This window comes from Streptomyces sp. SAJ15, assembly GCF_007595705.1.
GTDB lineage: Bacteria > Actinomycetota > Actinomycetes > Streptomycetales > Streptomycetaceae > Streptomyces.
Genome location: NZ_NISY01000012.1, coordinates 71,484 through 91,787 on the forward strand (window position 1 = coordinate 71,484; position 20,304 = coordinate 91,787).

Genomic DNA, 20,304 nt, shown 5'->3' on the forward strand with positions numbered 1-20,304 from the left:
TAGCTATATGCGGCCGGTCTGGTCTGGTGCCGTCTCGTTCGGCCTCGTGACGATCCCGATCAAGGTGTTCCCCGCGACCGAGGACCACTCAATCTCCTTCCGACAGATCCACCTCCCAGACAACGGGCGGATCCGATACCGCAAGGTCTGCGAGGTCGAGGACAAGGAGCTCGACGCGGAGGAGATCGGCCGCGCTTACGAGGTCTCCAAAGATCAACTGGTTCAGGTCACCGACGCCGACCTCGATGAGCTGCCGCTACCCACCGCCAAAGCCATCGAAGTCGACGCTTTCGTCGCAGCCGAGCGTCTCGACCCGATCCGGTTCGGGCGGCCCTACTACCTACAGGCGGACGGAGCTGTCGCCGCCAAGCCCTACGTCCTCCTCCGTGAGGCCCTCAAGCGCACCGACAAGCTGGCCGTCGCCAAGTTCGCTTGGCACAATCGCGAGCGGCTCGGCGTCCTCCGGGTAGTCGGCGACGCCCTGGTCCTACAAGCGATGCACTGGCCGGACGAGATCCGCAGTACCGAGGGCCTGGCTCCCAGCACAGTGGAGATCAGCGACGCTGAGGTCGACGAGGCCATGGCCCTCATGGACGCCATCGGCGGCACCGATCTGACCCAGTACCGCGACCGCTACCGCGAGGCTGTCGAGGAGATCATCGAAGCCAAGGCGCAGGGGCGGAAGCCGCCCGAGCTCAAGGTCGAAGAGGCCCCTGCCGGGAAGGTCGTCGACCTGATGGCAGCCCTCAAGGACTCCGTCCGCGCCGCCAAGGAGAGCCGCGGCGAAGGCAAAGCCGAGGTGCACGAACTCGCCGACAGGAAGCGCCCCGCGAAGAAGTCGGCAGCCAAGAAGGCCACCACAGGTAAGAGGACCGCAGCGAAGAAGGCTCCCGCGAAGAGGACGGCGGCCCGGAAGCGGCCAGCGTCGTGAGGAGTAAAGCGCCCCGCCGGGGAGGGCGGGGCGCAGGGGGCACAGCGCCGCCTGGGGGTTAGGGAGCGGATGCCCGTGTGATCAGGATGCGCCGAAGTGGCTGGCGAGGGAAGAGGTCGGACGCAGATCTTCCGATCTCGGGCTGCCTGGCATGATGCGTCAAGCAGCACGCTCCGTCCAGGCGCTCCAGACTGGGCGGGGCGGGCGTCGTTTTGCCCCCGAGGATTGGCCAACTGCTTTCCGGCATGCCCGTGGGCCGCGCCGGTTCGGCGAGAGTCCACGTCGTAGCCGGCGGCGCGCGCGGTCTCCCGAATACGGTGCCGCGAACTGCTCTCGGTTGTTCGTCGCTGTCACAGCCCGATGTCCTCGGATGCGGCATCGGTCCACTTGTCGGCTTCGCGGATGTAGCCCCAGAAGGCGGGGCTGTTCTCGGCGTGCCCGGACTGGGCGCGGATCTTCTCCTCGCGCTTCCCGGCCCGGCGGCTGGTGGTGATGAACCCAGCCCGCATGCTGTGGCCGGTGAGGCGGACGGTGAGGCCGGCGCGTTCGGCGTTGCGGGCGATGATCTCGCGGACGGCTTCGGGGCTGAGGGCGCGGTCGCCGAGCTGGCCCCAGACGGTGATGGGCAGGAAGGCGGGGCCGCTGGTGATGCCTGCTGCGGCGCGCCAGGTGAGCCAGGCGCGGACGGGGCAGGTGTCGGGGTTGCGGCCGTAGCCGACGACGACGTCCCGCGGCGGTCGGCCTTTGACGGCGGGGACGTGGACTTCGAGTCCCTGGCTGACGTGCACGATCGCCTCGGCGCGGAGGGCGGCGACTTCGGCGGAGCGGCCGGCGATGGCGAAGGCCATGAGCCAGAGGGCTCGGTCGCGGAGCCCGGTGAGTCCATCGGCGACGGCTGCGTTCATCTGGCGGAGTTGTTCGGGGGTGACGGCGGCGGCCTTCCCCCGACCGCGGGCCTGCCGTTCGGGGTCGTTCTTCAGTGGCTTAAGGGCTTGCCGGGCGGCGACGGTGGCGGCCTTGGGCACCTCGATGCCGTGTTCGTTCCGGGCGGTGACGGTGACGCCGGTGATGCGGCGGTCGATCGAGTTGGGTGCGGCGAGCTTGATGGTGTCGAGCCAGATGACGAACCCGACGAGGGTGCCCCTGGTGACGGCGGTCGACTTGAGGCGGTGCCCGGTGCGCTCCCCCAGCCAGTCGTGGAACTCCTCCCACAGCGCCCAGTCGTTGGCGTAGCCGCGCTTCGTGTTGTGGGGGCGGATGGCGTCGAGGTGCTTCTCGGCTGCCTCTTCCATGGCGTGCAGGACGGCGAGCGTCGCAGCGTCGTAGGCGGCGGGGGTGGCGTCCGGCTGGCGGGGGGCGAGGTCGGCGCTCATCGCTCGCACTCCGTCCCGTGCTCGCCGGGGCACTGAAAGAGAACTTCCAGGCGCATGAAGGTGTGCGAGGGGTGCCGCTTCGTGTAGTCGCAGTGCCGCTGCTCTCCCTCCTGCCGGGCAGAGACGGCCTCGTCGGGCTGCACCCAAAGCGCCTCGGTTGCGAGGCCCTCCAAGTACTCGGTGCACGCGCAGTCGCAGGTGTGGGAGCGCCCGCAGGGGCACTGCTCGATGCAGTAATGGGTGTCGCAGTCGCGGCAGAGGGTGCGTCCGCAGTCCTCGCAGTCGTCCATCAGGGTCTCCGTTCAAGTACGGTACGGGCGATGTTCCGGCTGCTAGCCGAGTAGGTCGAATTGCAGTTGCCGTTCGGGGGCAGGCGCGGACAGGACGCGGGACCGCCAAGCCAGGGCGTAGGTGGGGCAGTTCGCGCAGTTCTTCGCGCGATGCGTGCACCCGGCCAGCTTCGAGTCTCGGCGGGCACCGAACGACCAGGCCATCGAGTCGGCCGACATGAGCAGATCGCCGTACTCGGCAACCCCCGCGCTCTTCACACCGAAGCCGTGCAGCTTGAGGCCAAGGGCGGCAAGGGCGGTGACGATCTCCCCTATCTCTGCGGTGCCCTGACGGCGGCAGACGGACCCAAGACCGACCACGGGCTGCGCCTCAAGATCCACCCCTGCCTCCTCGTACATCTCCACGCAGCGGAGGTAGTCGGCCAGCTGCCAGCCCTGAAGCACAGGGGCGAACGGGAGATCGGGGGCGATGCGGCGCAGATCGAGGTAGTTGTCGACGGTGAGGCGCTGATGCTCCTCAACACTGAGGCCGGTACCGACAAAGTGCTGCCCGGCGTGGGGGCCGCCCGCGATGACGAACGGCTCGCACATCCAGTCCATGGGCGCGACCCAGTCGAGCTTGCCGATCTCCTCTGCGTAGCGCCGGACTTCGGCGGCGTACTGCTCGGCAGTGATGCGCCACCCGCCGTGGTCGCGGAGTTCGGTGAACCCCCCGGAGTCCAGGGCCCACGGTGCGCGGGCTCGGGGGAAGGTCTTCCGCTTTTTCAGACGGTTGCGGGAGATGAACAGCGACACGTCCATCTCCCCGAGCCAGTTGACCATGTGGGTGCCGAGGTAGAACCTCACGCCGACTCCTTGACGGCGTGTGCATTGCGGTAAGCGATGAGCATGTCGATGACGTCGTCGACCCGTCCGACCTCAAGGGACCGGAACAGGGCCGGGAGGCGGTGCGGCTCGTTCTGCTCCAGTAGCCCGAACCCCTGGTGCGACTCGAACTCGATCCGTCCGTTGCGGCGGCCGTCGCGCTCCTCGGCCCGCGTGCGCATCGCCTTGATGAGCCGGTAGATGCTCTGGTCGGCCTCGCGGATGCGGCGGCGGTCGCGGGCCGAAGGAACCTTGCCCGTGCCGGAGCAGTTGCGGCAGGCCACCGGACCACTCCAGATGTGAAAGGTCCCCGTCCCCTTGCAGCGGCGGCAGGGCCGCAGCGGGTCGAGCAGTTCGACCGCCGTGCTCTTCTTCTGCGGCTCCGGGTGGGTGTCCGCGACGACGGTGGGGACGCTGGTCCAGTTCTTGCCGGTGGTGGCGAAGTCGGATGCGTAGTGGTCGAAGCGCACCAGCTGCACGCGGGTCGTGGGGTGCAGCTCGGCCAGAGTCTCGTACATGCCTCGGGCGTAGTCCTCGGTGTACGTGCCCATCACCTCGCCGTTGACCTTGTACGTCCAGACGGTGCGGATCGGGGCGGTGGGCTGGTCGGTCATCTCGGGCTCCTCGTCTCCCTGACTACCTCAACTGTACATGACGTCTTTATGTACATCAAGACGGCATGGTAATCTCGCCCTCATGGACACGAGCAAGGAAGACCAGCCAATCGCCGAGGCTCGCGCCAACATCAGCAAGCTGCACAACGCCGTGCAGCTACTCAGGCGCGTCTACTTCCTCACCAGCAGGGGCACCCGCGAAGCCGCCGTTGTCCCCGTCGACCTGGGCGAGTTGATTCAGCAAGTCGGCGGGCCGGACAACGCGGTTGCGATCCTCAAGGCGCACCTGGACGACGTCACCCCGTAGGGTTCGGAGCGCTGGCTGGAGTAGGACAATCGCCCCAAATAACGCCCGTGATATGGCATGTTATCGAGGGTGGTGACGACTGAGACGGCCCGTCGGGTACGGTACGGGCGATGCCCCGGCTGCTTTCCTCAGCCGGGGCATCGCCGCGCTGGGGCGGTCTGTGCAGTCAGGACTCGCCCTTCTCCCAGGCGGCGACGGCCGCCTCCAACGGTCGGGGGTCCCACGTCCAGGTGCCGTCGTTGGTGCTCGGCCCGGATGCCATGCGCCCACGAAGCGCGTTCGCTACGGGGAAGGCGACCTGCTGCGGGCTGGTGAACGTGCACACGGCCGTTGGGTCGAGGGGATCGACATTGCGTCCACCTCCCTGCTCGATCAGAGTCCAGCCGTTGCGCTGGTCCCATCCCAGGATGACGCCGTGCGGCCACGCGTCCGCGTTGACGCTGGACGGGGCAAAGGTGATCCAGCCGTCGAGGAGGTCGTCATTCTCGCTGGTGCCGCCGTCGGCGACGGTGATGCCGTACCCGTCGAGGGCATCGGCGACGGCTGTGATGTAGTCGTCGTGGGGCAGGGTCTGGTCGTTCATCGTTCTCCTGGCGGGTGTGAGTACGGGCAGTGCCCCGGCCGCTTTTCTCGCCCGGGGCACTGCTGTGTCCAGATCAGGGGATGAGTTCGGCGTCCGGAATGGCCTGCATGAGGGGCAGGTTGCGGCCGCCACTCTCCTCGTCCCAGTCGGTGGAGACCATGACCGGGCCGATGCCGGACACCTCGATGGTCAGGGTGATCTCGGTGGCCGTCCAGGTCGACCCGGTGGAGCAGGTGCGCTCCACGATGCGGGTGGTGACCGTCCCCCCGACGCGCTCGTAGACGGTGTTCAGCTCGTGCTGGGACCACACGCTGAGGCTGGTGGCGGTGTCACCGAGGAAGGGCTGCGGCATCGAGTACTCGGGGAATCCGAGGGCCTTGTTGACCTTGGCGACGCGCTCGGCCTCGGCGCGGGCGACGAGTTCGGCCTCACGGCGGCGGAGCAGGCCCAGCTGGCTCTCGATGCTGCGCCGAGTCTCCAACGGGAGGGTCTCGTAGGCCACCTTCGACATGTCGGTCGTGAGGCGGCGGACCTTGGTGTGGACGGTGGTCAGGTCGTCGTTGAGGTCGAATGCGACGTTCACGCGAGCTCCTTAGTTGCGCTGTCCCGACACCCCAAGCGTAAGGGCACCCCTTACAGATGTCAACCCACCCCTTACACTGACTTCATGACAACCCCGCCGAGCCCCTTCGAAAACCTCAAGCGCCTCGCCGAGTCCAGCGACCCGACCTCGCGCGCCAAGGATGCAGGCGCCGCGCTCCAGGCCATCCCCGACCTGCAGAAGTGGCTGCGGGAGATCCGGCAGGGTGCCGTCCGGGAGATGCGCGACGAGGGGATGAGCCACGCCCAGGTGGCTGCCGAGCTTGGCATCAGCCGGGCGCGCGCCCAGCAGATCGCCGAAGGCAGGACCACGGGTCGGCGAGCGGCGGCGGAGGCCCCCGAAGAGGGGTCAAATGGTGGCACTTAAGGGAACGTTATGCGCTACTGCCGTGATCACCTTTCGCAGGTGGGGCTATGGAAGGTGAGTCACCTGCTCCCACACTGGGGAAGCACGCGCGGCTAGCCCGTCAGCCAAGCTCAAGGGCTATCGTTCGGCGCATGAGCGACTTGTGGTCCGACATAGCCGGGCTCTGCGCCGCCAGCCTGAGCGCCGCTGCCGCGGCTGGCTCTTGGGTTGCGGCGCACAAGGCCAACAAGACCGCTGAGGTGGTTGCGAGCATCGAGCAGTCGCGGTGGCATGCGGATCTAACCCCCCAGTTCGCCATCACGATCGAGCACGACGAGGATGGCCGGGCCGCACTGAATGTGCAGCTCGTCGGCCCACTTGCCTTGCGACACCTGAACGAGATCAACGTCAGGATCACATCCAGCGATGATCTCGAACGGACTGACCGGCTGACAGGTTCAGTCCCGCAGGAGGAGCTGGATGCACAAGTGTGGGGCCCGTACCGCTTCACTCACGGAGCGGACGGCGCCGACATCAACGGGCACACCGTGAGGCCGGTGCCGATGGAGGTCGGCCGCGGGCGGCCATTCAGCATCGAGCGGACCCGGCCGCCGCACTGGATGGAAGGCGGCGATGTGAATCAGCGGTGGCGGGACCAGTGGCTCGGCCAGCCGATGCGCCTGGTACTGACATGCCGGCAGGCAGGAGTTGAGAAGCCGTGGATCGTGCCTGCCGAGATCGACGTCCCGGAGTCGCCCCGCATGCGGTGGCTCTGAGCGTCACCGGGCCGAACGCACCGGGCGCGTGTTCGACGGCGACCTCCCCCAGCGTCTCCTTTCGGTAGACCTCTCCCCCGCCGGCCCCTCGCGGCGCTACGGTCGCAGCGTTTCGTCACGTCAGGGGAAGCTGATGCGCACATCCACGATCACCGCGGCGATCCTTCTCGCCGTCTTACTGCCTGTTTCCGCGTGCAGCAGCGGGGGCGACGAGGACGACAAGCCGCGTGCCAAGTCGTCCGTGGACTGCACCGACCAGCAGCTGTCTCAAGAGGAGTGGATCGATAACTGCAGAGCCGCCTCGTCAGCCGCTCAGTCCAGCACGGGCCTGAGGTTCGGCCGGTCCTACCGGTGGCCGGACGGGCTCGAGGTGTCCGTCGTCGGCGCCCGGCGGGTCACGGACTTCGGCGAGTACGACCGGAAGCCCAACGCGGACGAGATCGGTTTCAGAGTCGAACTGAAGATCGCAAACAAGGGCAAGGCGCCAGCAGGCCTGGACGACCTGTCCCTGATCGTCGAAGGCGCCACACACGGCGGCCAAGCTGCCAGCACCACCTACGACGCCGGATCCGAGCCGCTCGAGGGACGTATCGCGCCGGGGGTCACCGTGGTCAAGAACGACGACAGCGTGCTCGAGAAGCGCTACGGACCCAAGATCGTCGTCACCGTGCAGCGGATGAGCGAGAACTTCGACCTTGAATTCCCCGAGTTCACCGGCAGCATCGAGTAGCCCGGAAGCGCGAAAGCGCCCGCCTCCGAAGAGACGGGGCGGCAGCGGGACGGCTCAGGCTTCCCAGGGCCAGCGAGCGTCGCGGCCACACTCAAGAAGCGGGATCACACGGAAGGCGTGGTCGCCCCTCACATGGAGGGGAGGTCCAGCATGGGGGTGCCCGAGATCAAAGTCGGAGACGGAACATAGCGTGCTGCCGTTACACCACAGTCGGGATCACCCGACCACCAGGACTCGAACCTGGACTACTCGAACCAGAATCGAAGTATCCGTCGCCTGCGCACCGGGCCCCCCGATGCTGTGCTTTGAGCCTACAGGTTGATCCGTCAAGTGGCAGTCAGTTTTTCGTTCACCCACTGGCACGCCAAAAGGCCCCTCCCGATAGGGAGGGGCCTGGCTCACAGTTCATACACGAGCGGCGGGGGCGGATCCGGCGACGGCACGGGCGGCGCCTCAATGAGACCCATCGCGACAAGCGTGCCCGTGTCGGCCGCGGTGGGATCCACTGGGCGCATCACAGGCCGGGGTGCCGGCTGCTCCTCGGTTGGATCAGGCATCATCACACTCCCGTTCGGTTGTACTCGTCGACGAGAGGATGCGGTTCCGGCGGCACGCCGGGCTGGCTGCGCGCCCACCGGTACAACTCGTCCACCGTTGACGAGAAGGCTCTCAGCAGAGATTCCAGCCGTGACTGCCGTTGCCGGAGCTGGCCGTTCTCCGTGTCGACTCTCTCCACCGTGGCTTGGAGTACGGCGAGGCTGGCCTGCTGCGCGGCCGGCTCGGCTGCCGCCCGTGCCGCGGCTTCATTCGCCCTCGCGGTCGCCGCCGCTGCCCTTGTCGTTGCCCGGGCCGTGAACAGCCCCCCGACGACCATTCCCACGGTGCCGAATACGGCGACGATCCCTGCCCAGATAGTCATGCGCCCTTGCCTCTCCGGGCGCGCCGCGGCACTGGGGGGACCGAGTACTCGGGCACCGTCGCCGCCCACAAGATCACCCCGACGTGTGAGGTGAGATACCAAGCTGCGACGAATCCGCCGCGGGGGAAGTCGCCGGTGACGACGGCAGCCGCGTAGGCAGTTGCCCACACGGTGGGGGGAATGAGCGCCGATACGAAGCCGATCCAGTCGCGGCCGATCTGGAGGAAGGCGCTGGCGACGGTGATGAGGCCGCACAGGATCCACAGCCAAGCCCAGCAGTTCAGGGGCATGACGTCGGTCAGCAGCTGCAGACCTTGAGGGTTCGTGGCGGGGACGGCGATGAATCCGACTCCCCAGCAGGTCTTTCCGGTGCCGAGGATGAGGAGGAAAGCGCCGCGGCGGCCCAGGTGCTGCTTCAGCCGTCGGGCAGCGCGGCACGGCATCAGACCGCCGTGGGTCCGGGCGGTCGCCGTAGGGCGACTGCCGGGACGGGCGCGGTGACCTGGGTCCTCACGAACGCCTGGGCGACCACGGTAATGAAGGCCATCCACGCGGCCTGCTTCTCCGTCGACCAGTCCAGGCCGAGGTTCATGCCGAGGGCGAGGGCTGCCTGGGCGAAGCCCGTGAGGGCGGCGACCACTCCGTCGTGGACCATGAACGCGATGATCAGGCCCATCGCGGCCGCGGCAACCGCGTTGATCGCTGTCTGCGTGTCGGCGCTGACCTCGATCCAGAACGCGGAGACGAACTGCACGACGACTGCGACGAGGCCGAGCCACACGGCTGGCTCCCTGTTGAAGATCTTCATCGGGGGTGTCACTTCCAGTAGAGACCGCGGGCGCGGCTGGTGGTGATGGTGAGCGGTGTCGTATCGGCCTTGTCAGCAGGCCAGTAGGCGACTTCGAAGCGGAGCTTCTCCTCAGGCCGGATCGAGCCGGCATGGGCGAAATCAGGGAAGGAGTCGCCGGCTGTGGTGAGCCGTTCCACGACCCCGGACGTCCATCGGGTGCCGTCCCTGCGCAGGTGATAGAACCGCCCCTGCACTGTGCCTCCGGCCGGTGCCCGCAAGGTGAGGAGCACGGCTGCGGTGTAGGCGCGGGCCCCGGTGAGCAGGTCGATGCCTTCGACGTCGAGGGTCTTCCAGGCGCCGGGGGCGAGAGGCCGGTCGGTGGCGTCGTAGCGGCCGAGAGTGTTGGGCACGTCGTTCTCCTCGCTGCCGTTGTCGGGGTTGGGCTCGCCGTTAGCGCGGGCGACGATCCCGGGGAAGACCACCTCGTGGAACTGCACGATTCGGGCCGCGCCGGGGCAGGCTGTTCCGCCCATTGACCAGTCGGGATGCAGGCGGTGGTACCCGTAGCCGGGGTCGGACGCGGTGCGGCAGATCCGGAGAGGAAGGCCGTGCCTCTCGTGCAGCCAAACGCCGAGCTTGATCAGCTCCTCGATCTGCTCGGCCGTCCACGCATCGGAGTTCTGGGTGTTGGCCGCGGTCTCGACCGATACCGCGCCGGTGCCGTCTGGGCGCCGGTTTGCCAGGTAGTTGGCGTCGGCCCGGGTCTGGGTGCCGATGAACTGCGCGATGGAGCCGTCGTAGCCGATGGCGAAGTGCGACTCGAGATTCGTGCTGTCGCGCCAGTACTCATAGGTGCGGCGCGGGGTCCACGGGGCGGCGATGCTGTGCATGATGAACTGCGTCGGCTGGATAGCTTCCTGCGCGTCCGATTCCGGCTGCAGTTCCATCTTGGTGGCGCCCGGGTACCAGGCCATGTGATTCCCCCTATTCAGGGCATAAGAAAAGCCCCTCTGCCGGGGCTGATTGATGGGGCTCAGAGGCTGTAGAAGAGCCCGTTGAAGCTGACCCACGGGGGCTGGATCTTGGGGTTGGCGGAGGCGGATGTGGTGCCGACGATCTCGATGTGCCCATCGCTCCGGCAGTCGATCTTGACGCTGAGGACGTCCGAGTTCGTAGTCGAGCAGGCCCCGGTCAGCGAGCGGAGAGCGCCGGGGCGCGCCGCTGCCGGCAGCGCGGTGCCGGTGACCACTCCCCCGTTAGCGATCAGCCCCGGCGTACCGGGGTAGGTCACGTTGATGCCCCCCTTGAGCATCACAGTCTGCTCACCGAACAAGTTGACCACGCGGTACTGGAGGTTGCCGTTGCTGTTTCCGTTGTGGCCGTAGCCGGCAGCGAGAGAGATGGTGGTCCAGGCGGCCGCGCCGAAGCCCATCGTCACCCAGCCGCTGCCGTCGTACCAGGTGATCAACTTCTCGGTTGTGAGAACGGCGACCATGCCCGGCGCCGGGCTCGGCAAGGCCGCGTTGCGGGCAGAGGCCGAGGCAAACCGCATGTTCGCCCTGCCAGTGAGCGCGTCGACGATGTTGAACGCGAGTGTCGCCGCGTTCGGGGCATCCGTAAGCGCGGCGATCTGGATGCCCTGGCCATAGGAGTCAGTGGTGGGCATCAGGCCTCCGAGATCGATTCCGGCATGACCGAGTAGCGCGTCGCCGAGGTCGTCGTGACCCCAGGCATGCCCGCCAGGTAGGTGCGGATCAGGCCGACGAGGGCGCCCTCGTCAATGTCGACACCGCTTTCCGAGGTCTGCACTGTGACAGTGGCCTGTCCCTCGCCGTCGCCGGTGCGGCAGGAGATGGTGGTGTACGGGTAGTCCATGGCGCCTCCTAGGCAGCCTCGTACTGGAAAGTCACGCGCACCTGGTCGCCGGACGCGAAGGCCCCGTTAGGGCTGGCCTTCGTGGCGGAGACGCGGATGAGCTCGCCGTTACCGGCGGCCGACGGCATATAGACGCCGATCCGATTGGTGTCTGTGCTGGAGACGATCCCCTGGCCTGCCCATCGCTGGCTGGAGGTAAGGATCTGTGCCGGACACACCGCGATCAGGCCGGCCACGCTGGTCGGCAGCTGCCAGAAGTAGTTGCCTGACCCCAAGGACGTCGTAGACCCGATCGTGAGGTTGATCGTCCCGACGACATTCGAACCGTGGCGCCAGTAGCGGCCGCTGAGCGTGCCATTCCCCAGTGTCGGATTCGTCCCCGAGGTCACCGTCCATGTCGGCGTGAACGTCGAGAACGCCGCCTCGGCTGACCCCGAAAGGCGGCCGAGAGCAGCCCAGTTGCCGTTGCCGGACTGGGTGAGGACGATCCGGTCGCCGATGGCCGGGTTCTGGTAGGAGTCCATGCGGCGGGCGGTGACGGTGCCGCAGTCGACCGTGCCGGCGCCGACCGCGGTCACGGTCGCGGTCTGCCAGTCCGCCCCACGCACCGTCGGCGTGGATGCTCCGGCGGCCACGGCCTGGAAACGGATAGCGTCCGCCAGGTCCGCAGGCGTGATCCTGCTGCTCACGCGTCCTCCCGGGCAGAGATCGTCGCCAAGGTGAAGGTGCCGCCGGGTTCCAGCGGCACGGTGAAGCTCTGCACTTGGTGCAGCTCGCCGGTCCGGTCCGGGTAGACGACGCGGATGACGTCGCCAGGCTCCAAGGCTGGGTTGGGAAGGCTGGTGATGTCCGCGGACGCGTTCGGCGCCCTCGCGGCCCGAAGCTTGAGTGTGGCTGCGGAAGTGCAGGCGTTGACCGTGGTCAGCGTCGCTGAGCTGTAGAACATCGCCCGATGCCCGAACGGCCCAGACCAGTAGGTGGGGCTGGTCGGGTCGTCGTCGATCACCAATGCCGCGACGGGTGGGGCGTCGGTCTCGGTGTTCTCGCCACGCGCCAGCACAGCGTTGTACACGCCATCCAAAGACATGCCGCGGTTGGCGGAGATATAGGCGCCGCCCTCCCCCGCTGTGATCGACCACGCCGGCGCTACGGACAGCAGGTCCGGCAGCTCGGAGATGATGAACACGCCGTCGGCATCCGTGTAGACCTCGGCGCCCATGGCGGCCGCGATCTCCACTACCGCGGCCCACCGGTCGCCCTCGATGTCGTAAACGCGGGGGCCGATCGCGACGTCCGTGCCTCGGTTGACGACCGTGGCGGACGGGAGGGTGCCCTGGATCAGGCTGGTGATCGCCGCGACGGCCATCCCGCTCACCTTGGTGACCGCGGTGAACTTGTCGTCGGCAACCATGGCCTCCAGGGACTTGCCACTGACCGTCACCGGCCCCTCGTCCCGGTCGCCGGAGACTTCGTCGATCCTGAACAAGCCGACGGGGACCATCTCGGTGCTGCCGTCTGCATACCGGATGCCGCGGCTGATCCGCAGCTGAGCCCCGTAGACGCTGAGCTTGTCGATGGCGGTCAGGGGGATCAGGCTGGTGTCAGCCAGCGTGACTGAGCAGGTGCGGCGGGTCGCCTGCCCGCGGTCCACCGTCACGCTGCCGCCCGTGTGGTCCAGTCTCTCCACCCGCCCGTCCGTCCGGAAGAGAACGACTTCAGTGGCGACCTGGTGGGATTCACACAGCGCGTCCAGGAAGCGATCAGAGACGGTGTACACAGGTCAGCCCCCGATCCGCTCATCGAAGACCACGTCCTCCCAGGTCTCGTAGGCGTCCAGGACGGCCTGCCATGAGGCATGGCCAGTGAGGGCGTCCTGCCAAGTCCTGCCAGCAGAGCCTGCGACCCCCGTGGATACCGGCATGTCGACTTGCCGCAGAGGCAGCGTCCAAGACCGCAGCGTCTCGGGCCCGAAGCTACTGACGCGTGCCTCTGTGATCTGCCCGACTGCGACGTACACGTCGGCAACACCCATGCCGGGTACGGCCTGAAAGAGGAGTACGTTGCCGGAGTCCAGCAGCCAGTGCAGCCCGGTCCGCTCGTCGTCACTTCGAGTCCAGATGACGAGGTCACCCTCGAGCCCGCCCCGAACGTCCGACAGGACGACCGAGTTACGCCGGCCCCGGATCCGGTGCTCTGTCTGCTCCACGGACCGCTGCCAGTCCGGCCCCCGCTGCACCATCACCTTGAGGTTCCGCTGCGGCTGCCCAGGATCCTTCAGCCACGCCTCGTTCCGGTCGCCCGGGTCGAGTGTCACCGCACCCGAGGTCTGGTAGCCAGGCGTGGACGCGCCGACCTCCAAGGTCTCGACGTAGTAGAAGACCGCGACACCGAGGGGGGCCTCGTAATCCTCAATGATCACAGTGTCTGCGGTGATCGGTTCCTGGAAGATCAGCCCACTCGGGCCGCGGACGAGAGTGCGAGTGCCGTCCGGCGTCACCCGGTACACAGTCAGCAGCTCGCCGACCGCGAGCTCCCGAAGCGTCAGAGTGACGCTCGCCGTGTCGTCGTGCCCCTCGACCTCTACGGCTGGCTCGACCTGCCACAGCGCCACGCGGTCGAACCGCCAGGTCGACGACGTCGAGGTTGCGGTGACCGTGTACTCCAGTGCCGCCTGGGTCGCAGAGGCGGGAGCCGTGAAGTCGTTCGCCAGCACCCACCACCCGGGGCTGGGAATCGGGATCGCCGTGGCGGCGGTCGTCCCCAAGTCGGTGTTGGCAGCGTCGTACCAGCGCACCGCGTGTGTCCAGTTGAAGCCGCCGGCGCCTAGATTGGACAGCACCTCAGCACGGAAGTTCAGTCCGCCCGAGCCTGCTGGCAGCGCAAACTTCGCTGAGCGGATCACAGAGGTGCTGGCCGTCGCGGACGACAGCACAGCCGCGTAGGCGGCATCGTAGAAAACGGCGCCCCAGGGCGACGAGCGGGCGATCGTCGCCACACCGGAGATCACACTCCAGCCAGCCACACCCTGCTCGAAGCTCGCGTCAGCGTAGGGCAGGACGCTGCCCGTCCGCAGCGCAGGCGCGACCGTCACGACCGCCCCGTCGACCTTCAGGATCTGTCCCGCCGTGGCTCCGTCGAGGCCGGCCGCGATGGAGCAGCTCGCCGTGTTCGTGGGCGCTACCGCGGAAGCGAACTGACGGTAGTAGGCCGTCCCCGGCGCGGCGAGCGTGCTGCGCGTGGCCGCGATCTGGCTGCCGCCAGCGTCGTAGAACCGCAGCTCAACCCACGCCGTAGAGCCAGATGTGGGCGGGTTCAGATAGCAGCTAGCTACGTACTCAGTGCCCGGAGTGGCAGCCGGCCGATCGGTTGACCGCATGCTCGCATTCCCGTTGGCGGTCACGGTCATCGCGACGAGGTGGCCACCAGCCAGGTAGAAGTCAACTGGCCAAGTCACGACCGGCACGGAACGCCCGAGCGTGCAGTTGACCTCGTTGAGCCAACCCGCGGCGCTGATCTCCCCCGTCTCTGTATTGAAGGCGAAGAGATTGCCGACCGTGGTTTTCGGAAACCCGAAGTAGAAGTTCTCGTAGAAGCTGAACACGTTGCTGGCAGCCGGGGTGGATGAGACGACGACCTGCGCCCGGGCAGCATTCGCCGGCGCCTCCCCGCCCACCGCGATTCGGTGCCAGCTAGCTGACGCACTCGCGGTCGTCATCGACCACGTGATGGAGATCTCGGCGCTGCTGGAGTTCAGCCAGCGGATACCGATCCGCTCCGGGACCGTCGCCCCGGACGCATCACAGAAAGCGTGGTACTCGGTCCACGGCGTCACCTGATAGCTGGAGACCGTGACAGCCTGCATCTCCCCTGCCGCAGCGGATTTCACAGCGAGTACGCCGTCGCCGTTACGTCCGCCGCTGCCGAGAGAGATCGTGCAGTTCAACTTCGGCTTCCAGCCCGAAGTGTTCGGGTCGACTGCCTCCGTCGTTGTGGACAAGAAATTGCCAGGGATCGCCATCAGCCCCCCCGCCGGTTAGCTCGGAGCGCCGTGACCAGCTCCCCGTTGGAGCGGCGCACCTCAGCGCGGGCGATGTCCGTGATCTCCCGGTCGCCGACGTACACCTGCACATGCAGGTCACCGAGGCTGGCACCCGGATCGGCGGCGAGCCGCATCAGCGCGTTGGCCTGCTGCGAAGTGAACACCGGTTCCGGCCGCCCCGTCCCGTTGTAGGCCAAGTTGAGGCCGGGCTGGAGGTAGCCGCCCTGGTCGTACCAGTGCGGGAACTGCTTGTTCCAGAACTCCCACGCCGCGGCCGGACTCCCGTAGCGGTCCCTGATGTAGCCCAGGCCCCACTTGATCTGGGTGCCCGCATTCGTTCGCCAGTCCGGGCCCGCAGACCGCATCTTGCTGGCAGGGAGAGCCTGCGGAATGCCATATGCACCGGAGAACTTGTTGAGCGCGTTCCAGCGCCAACCCGACTCGTGATCCCACAGCTTCTTCAGCGGCGGCCACTGCTTCTGGGAGAACCCGAATTCGCCCATCATCTGCCGCGCAGCCGCCTGCGCAGCCTGCGGCCCCGACGAGCCACCAATCGGGCTGATGCTCGGCTCGAAACCGTAGACCGCATCGAACAGCGGGTCGCGAGCTCCTCGAGCGCGTGACCCGACGAGCACGCCATCGCCGCCGCGGGATTCCACGTTGACGCCGGCCAGGGTGCCGGCCGTGTGGCCGACGCCTCGGTTCGTGATGCCAATCATGAATGGTGCGACGAGGTTACGCTTCCAGCCTTTCGGGGCTGTGTTCCCCTGGAACGCGTGCGTCGACCACAGACGTCCCTTAGGGTTCTGGCCCAGAATCTTCTTCTGGATGGCCGCCATGAATCCCGAGCAGTCCCAGCTGGGATTGCCGGCCCCGCCCCACTGGTAGGGCTTACCGGTCTGGGTTCGGGCCCACTTGAGGGCATCGACAACGCGCTCAGTGCCCGATCCGAAGACCTTGTCGATGACGGAGCTGACGAGATCCTTCAGGCTGGTGATGGCCATCCGGGGCAGACCGAGTGCCACCTTGCCGAAGCTGGTCTTCTTGAGGTGCTGCCCCTTCTTGAGCAGCGGGTCGAGCAGGCCCGTGACCTTCTTCATCGGGTTAGAGAAGAACCCTCCGAGCTTTGCCCCGGCGTCGCCGATGCCGTCCCAAACATCGCCGAGGACGCCGCCCTTAGCGAGTAGCTGTGTACCAGCAGCCTTGTGAAGCGACACGGCCCGACTCCGATACTTCGGGTCGGTCGGAATGACGTACTCAGGGTAGCGAGGGTTTCCCTCCCCCACGATAGCTGTCGGGCGATTGAAGACACCCGGCTGCGCGGGAACCGTACCACCCTGTGCGAGGTATTCGACTTTACCGAGGCTCGGCACACCGGGAATCCACCCAGTAATCTTCTGCCAGACCTTGACGACACCCTCGTTCCAGACGTGCTTGAGGACCCAGTTGATCGGCGCCTTGGTGTACTGCTTGATCTTGTCCCAAGCCGTCTTGATAGCCTTCGCAGCCTCGTCAAACGCGTCAGCAACCTTGCCCACGGCCTCCTTGATGGCGTTGAAAACCGGCTTGATTGCCGTGCGCCACACAAACCCGATAACGGTTCCTATCGAGCTGAACACCGGCGCGATCGCCTTCTCATAAAGCCAGCGGGTCACCGTAGCAATGCCACGCCAAGCCGGCGCGAGAGCCTTCGTCCACAGCCAGCTCCCCACCCGCGCCACACCACGGAACGCGCCCTCGATAGCGGCGAACACCGGCTTGACCACGTTGTTGTACAGCCAGCGCGTCACCTTCGCGACACCGTCGAACGCGGGGCTAATTCCCTGTGTCCACAGCCATCCGGCCAAGGAGGCGATGCCCTCGAACGCCGGCTTGATGGCCTCCTTCCACAGCCAGGTGGCGACAGCAGCCACGCCCTGGAACGCCAGGTACAACGGAGCGATCAGCACCGTCAAAATCACGCCGATCAGGATGCCCGCTGCCAGAGCGATGCCGTCGAACGCCGGCCCGATGGCATGCTTCCACAGCCACACGGCCTTGTCGCCAACCCACTGCAGCCCATCACGAATCGCGGCGAAGGTCGGCTTCAGAGCACTGTTCCAGACTGTCAGCGTCGCAGACTTGATCCCGTCCCAGACCGCATCCACAATGTCCCGGAACCACTCAAAGTTCTGATACGCGTACACCACAGCAGCGACCAAAGCCAGAATCGCCACCGCGATCAGCACAATCGGGTTGGCACTCAGCACGAGATTCAGCGCGGCCACCGCCAGCGTCCACAGCCTCGTCCCGATCCACAACAGGTACAGGCCCTGGATAAGCCATGGCGCATCACGGGCAATCGAAGCGATCCCCTCTGCAAGGATGCCGATAACCTCAAGGACCGGCCCAGAGAGCGGCCGCAGAGCACGTCCGACCTCCATGAACGCCGAGCCAATACTCCCCAACGTCTCGGCGACGAGCGGTCCCATCTCCGCAGAGTAGGCCAGGAACCGCTCAAACTCCGGAGACCCCTTAAGGCTCGTTCCCCAGTTAGCGAAGCGGCCGGTGATGCGCTCCATGCGCCCATTGATCGAGTCCATGTGCGGCAAGAACGCCTGAATGATCCCCGCCATGCCCTTGAACACGTTACCGAAGGCCACGCCCACGCCGACAATTGCGGGCCCGACAGAGCCCGCCAAATCCTTCTTGAACTCCTTCCACCACGGCTTCTTAAACCCAGCCGACACCCGGTCCTGCAGCTTCTTCACCCCGTCCGCCGCACCGAGAACGATCGGCGTCAGGCCCGGCAAGCTGTTCTTGATCCCGTTCAGTGCGCGAGTAAAGATCGGCATCACGGCCGGTTGGAGCGACTTCGACCAGTCAGAGAAAGCCCCCTTCAGCGACACGAAGGAGTCGAAAGTGTCCCGGGCCGACGGCGTCATCTTCGCCAGCTCGTCCCGGTATTTCGCCTGCGCGGCAGCAGCCTGATCCACGCCCCCGGCCGTGTCCAACGCCGCCGACTCAACCTGGCGCTGGGCCGAAGCGATCGAATCCGCCGCTGAGACATGCGCGTGCGCGAGCGACTCCTGCGCCCGCCCAACCGACCGCGCCCCGTCCTCCTGCACCCGGGTCGCATTCCGCTGCGCCTCGGCGACCTTCTCCTGAGCAGCAGCGATGGCCTCCGCGGAGTCCCTCTGCACGCGTGCGGCATCACGCTGGGAATCCGCCACCCGCTCCTGAGCTGCCGCAATCGCGAGCGCGTTCACCTGCTGCTGACGAGCAGCCTCCCGCTGCGCCTTAGCCAGATCAGCGGTCTGCTCACGGACCTGCCGCTCAGCCTCCTTCAACCGCTCCTGAGCATCCTTGACTCTGTCCGAGCCCTCCACCCCGGCCTTGTCAGCCTTCTTCTTTTGCTTCTCCAGGCGCTTGGTCTGCAGCCGCTGCTCCTCCAAGCGCTGCACCGCCTGGTCGTAAGCCAACTGCGCGCGCTCCCGCTCCAGAGCTGTAGCCGTCGAGCCGGCCGCCTGGGTCGCGCGGAGCCGAAGTTCCGCCTCCTGGACCGACAGCACAGCGTCCCGCTCAGACAGCTGAGCAGACGCGAGGCGATGCCCCAGATCCTCCAGCTCCATGGCCGCGTCACGGCGCGCCTGCGTCAGATCCAACTGAGCCTGCTTGGCCGAGCGCTGGGCGTCCTCCAGGGACTGCTCCGCCGCCACGACCCGCTCATCCGCAGCTCGCTGCTGGTCCGCAGCCTGCTGTATCGCGGATGCCAGACCCTGCCGGGCGTCCTTGACCTGCTGGGCGGCATCCCGCTGCCGGTCTGCGGCCTGCTGCGCAGCGTCGGCAGCACCCTCCTCGGCCTGCTTGACCTGCTGAGCCGCCCGCCTGTTCGCCTCCGCCGCGCTGCGCTTGGCGTCCGCCACACCCTGCTCGGCCTGCTGGATCTGTCGGGCCGCATTCCGGTATGCCGACGCCAACGACTGCTGTACACCTGCCATCTGCAGCGCCCGGGCCGCACTCTGAGACGCGACCTGACCGCTCTTGAGCGATGCGGTCGCCGCCGCGTCCTCCGCCGCCTTCCTCGCCTGCAGCGCCCGCCCGATAGCCAAAAACGCTGGCACAGCCACCGCGGCAAGCGCGCCCACGCCAACCGCCGCCGTGACAGCCGCAGCCGTCACGGCACCCAGCCCCGCAGCCAGCACCGGCAGAGCAGGCAGTGTCGCGAGAGTGCCGACAGCGATCGCCAGCTGCAGGATCGCGGACGCCGCCCCGCGGGTCTGCACCCGCACCTCAGCCTCACGGCCATCCAAGGCAGACACCATCGCCTGCACCGCGGCCAGCTCCGCCAGGGCCGCAGCCGAGTCGATGCGGACATCGATATCCGCATCGTCTGCCTGCAGTGCACGCAACCGAGCCTGAATCGCCTCGATCCTCGCCAAGGCCGCCGCCGCGTCCAGGTCGACCCCGACCCGCACGTCTGCAAGCTGCCCCAGACTCGACCTCAACCGAGCGATCTCCAGCTGCGCCGCGGTCGAATCCGCACCCAGATTGATATTGGGCAGAGCGGCCTGCGCCGCCTGCACCTGAGCCCTCAGCCGAGTAGCGAAGGTCCCGTCGGTCTCCACACGGATCCGCGCCGGATCCCGGCTGAGCCGCTCAACCTCCTCACGGATCGACAACAGCGCTGCCCGGGCGGCCGCCGTATCCGCACGCACATCCACGTCCGGGTGCGCCGCCCCCAGCGCTGCCAGCCGAGCCTCGATCTCGTTGACCTCGGCTAGCGCTGCGGCAGTGTCGACATCGATACCGATCTGCTTGTTGCTGAGGGTCTCCATGCGGGCCCGCAGCCGCGCCAGATCCGCGTCGACACCCGTGTCGTCCAGCCGCACATCCAGCCGCGGCATGGAGCGGAAGGCTTCTTGCAGCTTGGCCCGCAGCGACCGGGCGAACGCGCCGCCCGTGTCCTGCCCCTGCCGCACCGCCGCCGGCCGCGCCGCCCGACCGCCTGTCGTAACACCGTCACGGACCGCGTCGCGCAGCGACGCGGTAACCCGGGTCGCGATCTGCTGGCCAATCTGCTGCCCGATCCGCAGACCGATGTCCCCCACCTGGCGCTGCATGGCTGGGCCGAACGCCCGCCCAGCCGCATCGCCGGCCTCCTCGCCAGCACGCGTAGCCGCCGGCACCAAACCAGCCCGCAGATGCCGGTGAATCCCGCGCGTGTTGGGGACAACGTCGACCTCGACAGAGCCGATCTGGATCGCCACGGGAGCCACCTCCCGTCT

At 67.3% G+C, this 20,304-nt stretch carries 20 protein-coding genes; 5 read left to right on the forward strand and 15 right to left on the reverse strand.

All coding sequences use genetic code 11. The features are described from left to right. Positions 1-7 precede the first annotated feature (7 nt). Complete coding sequence (locus tag CD790_RS25505) at positions 8-931, forward strand: Ku protein (RefSeq protein WP_144385683.1); 924 nt, start codon at positions 8-10, stop codon at positions 929-931. A gap of 350 nt (positions 932-1,281) precedes the next feature. Here the strand turns inward: CD790_RS25505 and CD790_RS25510 are convergent, their stop codons facing one another. From CD790_RS25510 to CD790_RS25520, 3 genes are all read right to left on the reverse strand, one after another. Then, positions 1,282-2,304 carry a tyrosine-type recombinase/integrase gene (locus CD790_RS25510; protein WP_144385684.1) on the reverse strand — a complete coding sequence of 341 codons (1,023 nt, stop codon included), beginning with the start codon at positions 2,302-2,304 and terminating at the stop codon, positions 1,282-1,284. 332 nt (positions 2,305-2,636) lie between these two features. Continuing rightward, on the reverse strand, positions 2,637-3,440 hold the full coding sequence (locus CD790_RS25515) for a hypothetical protein (protein ID WP_260867877.1): 804 nt from the start codon (positions 3,438-3,440) through the stop codon (positions 2,637-2,639). Beyond that, entirely contained in the window at positions 3,437-4,072 is a 636-nt protein-coding gene (locus CD790_RS25520; protein WP_144385685.1) for a hypothetical protein, read from the reverse strand. The genes CD790_RS25515 and CD790_RS25520 overlap by 4 nt, the downstream gene beginning before the upstream one ends. An 82-nt stretch (positions 4,073-4,154) precedes the next feature. Here CD790_RS25520 and CD790_RS25525 point away from each other — a divergent pair, with 82 nt between their 5' ends. Then, complete coding sequence (locus CD790_RS25525) at positions 4,155-4,379, forward strand: prevent-host-death family protein (protein ID WP_144385686.1); 225 nt, start codon at positions 4,155-4,157, stop codon at positions 4,377-4,379. Positions 4,380-4,545: 166 nt separating this feature from the next. Here CD790_RS25525 and CD790_RS25530 read toward each other — a convergent pair whose 3' ends face one another. Both CD790_RS25530 and CD790_RS25535 read right to left on the reverse strand, forming a co-directional pair. Next, the gene (locus tag CD790_RS25530) at positions 4,546-4,962 is read right to left on the reverse strand and encodes a DUF6292 family protein (RefSeq protein ID WP_144385687.1); all 417 of its coding nucleotides are present in this window, start codon (positions 4,960-4,962) and stop codon (positions 4,546-4,548) included. A gap of 73 nt (positions 4,963-5,035) precedes the next feature. Then, positions 5,036-5,545, reverse strand: a complete 510-nt coding sequence (locus tag CD790_RS25535) for a hypothetical protein (protein WP_144385688.1) — start codon at positions 5,543-5,545, stop codon at positions 5,036-5,038. An 84-nt stretch (positions 5,546-5,629) separates the two neighbouring features. On the opposite strand from CD790_RS25535, the gene CD790_RS25540 reads away from it, so the two are divergent. From CD790_RS25540 to CD790_RS25550, 3 genes are all read left to right on the forward strand, one after another. Further along, on the forward strand, positions 5,630-5,929 hold the full coding sequence (locus tag CD790_RS25540; RefSeq protein WP_186319227.1) for a sigma-70 family RNA polymerase sigma factor: 300 nt from the start codon (positions 5,630-5,632) through the stop codon (positions 5,927-5,929). Positions 5,930-6,060: 131 nt separating this feature from the next. After that, entirely contained in the window at positions 6,061-6,684 is a 624-nt protein-coding gene (locus tag CD790_RS25545) for a hypothetical protein (RefSeq protein WP_144385689.1), read from the forward strand. Between the two features lie 133 nt (positions 6,685-6,817). Further along, a complete protein-coding gene (locus tag CD790_RS25550; protein ID WP_144385690.1) occupies positions 6,818-7,414 on the forward strand; it encodes a hypothetical protein in 597 nt (198 codons plus the stop codon). Between the two features lie 559 nt (positions 7,415-7,973). Here CD790_RS25550 and CD790_RS25555 read toward each other — a convergent pair. From CD790_RS25555 to CD790_RS25600, 10 genes are read right to left on the reverse strand one after another with little or no spacing between them, the layout of a single operon-like run. Then, entirely contained in the window at positions 7,974-8,333 is a 360-nt protein-coding gene (locus CD790_RS25555; protein ID WP_144385691.1) for a hypothetical protein, read from the reverse strand. Further along, a complete protein-coding gene (locus CD790_RS25560) occupies positions 8,330-8,776 on the reverse strand; it encodes a hypothetical protein (RefSeq protein ID WP_144385692.1) in 447 nt (148 codons plus the stop codon). Before CD790_RS25560 ends, CD790_RS25555 begins: the two co-directional genes overlap by 4 nt. Then, complete coding sequence (locus tag CD790_RS25565) at positions 8,776-9,141, reverse strand: hypothetical protein (RefSeq protein ID WP_144385693.1); 366 nt, start codon at positions 9,139-9,141, stop codon at positions 8,776-8,778. Before CD790_RS25565 ends, CD790_RS25560 begins: the two co-directional genes overlap by 1 nt. Positions 9,142-9,149: 8 nt before the next feature. Further along, positions 9,150-10,097, reverse strand: a complete 948-nt coding sequence (locus CD790_RS25570) for an N-acetylmuramoyl-L-alanine amidase (protein WP_144385694.1) — start codon at positions 10,095-10,097, stop codon at positions 9,150-9,152. 59 nt (positions 10,098-10,156) lie between these two features. Further along, a complete protein-coding gene (locus tag CD790_RS25575; RefSeq protein WP_144385695.1) occupies positions 10,157-10,789 on the reverse strand; it encodes a hypothetical protein in 633 nt (210 codons plus the stop codon). Beyond that, a complete protein-coding gene (locus CD790_RS25580) occupies positions 10,789-10,998 on the reverse strand; it encodes a hypothetical protein (RefSeq protein ID WP_144385696.1) in 210 nt (69 codons plus the stop codon). The genes CD790_RS25575 and CD790_RS25580 overlap by 1 nt, the downstream gene beginning before the upstream one ends. Positions 10,999-11,006: 8 nt before the next feature. Then, the gene (locus tag CD790_RS25585; RefSeq protein ID WP_144385697.1) at positions 11,007-11,687 is read right to left on the reverse strand and encodes a hypothetical protein; all 681 of its coding nucleotides are present in this window, start codon (positions 11,685-11,687) and stop codon (positions 11,007-11,009) included. Then, positions 11,684-12,775, reverse strand: coding sequence for a DUF5047 domain-containing protein (locus CD790_RS25590; protein ID WP_144385698.1), 1,092 nt, complete (start codon positions 12,773-12,775; stop codon positions 11,684-11,686). Before CD790_RS25590 ends, CD790_RS25585 begins: the two co-directional genes overlap by 4 nt. Before the next feature lie 3 nt (positions 12,776-12,778). Further along, on the reverse strand, positions 12,779-15,016 hold the full coding sequence (locus tag CD790_RS25595) for a hypothetical protein (protein ID WP_144385699.1): 2,238 nt from the start codon (positions 15,014-15,016) through the stop codon (positions 12,779-12,781). Next, positions 15,016-20,286, reverse strand: a complete 5,271-nt coding sequence (locus CD790_RS25600) for a hypothetical protein (protein WP_144385700.1) — start codon at positions 20,284-20,286, stop codon at positions 15,016-15,018. Before CD790_RS25600 ends, CD790_RS25595 begins: the two co-directional genes overlap by 1 nt. Positions 20,287-20,304: the final 18 nt, after the last annotated feature.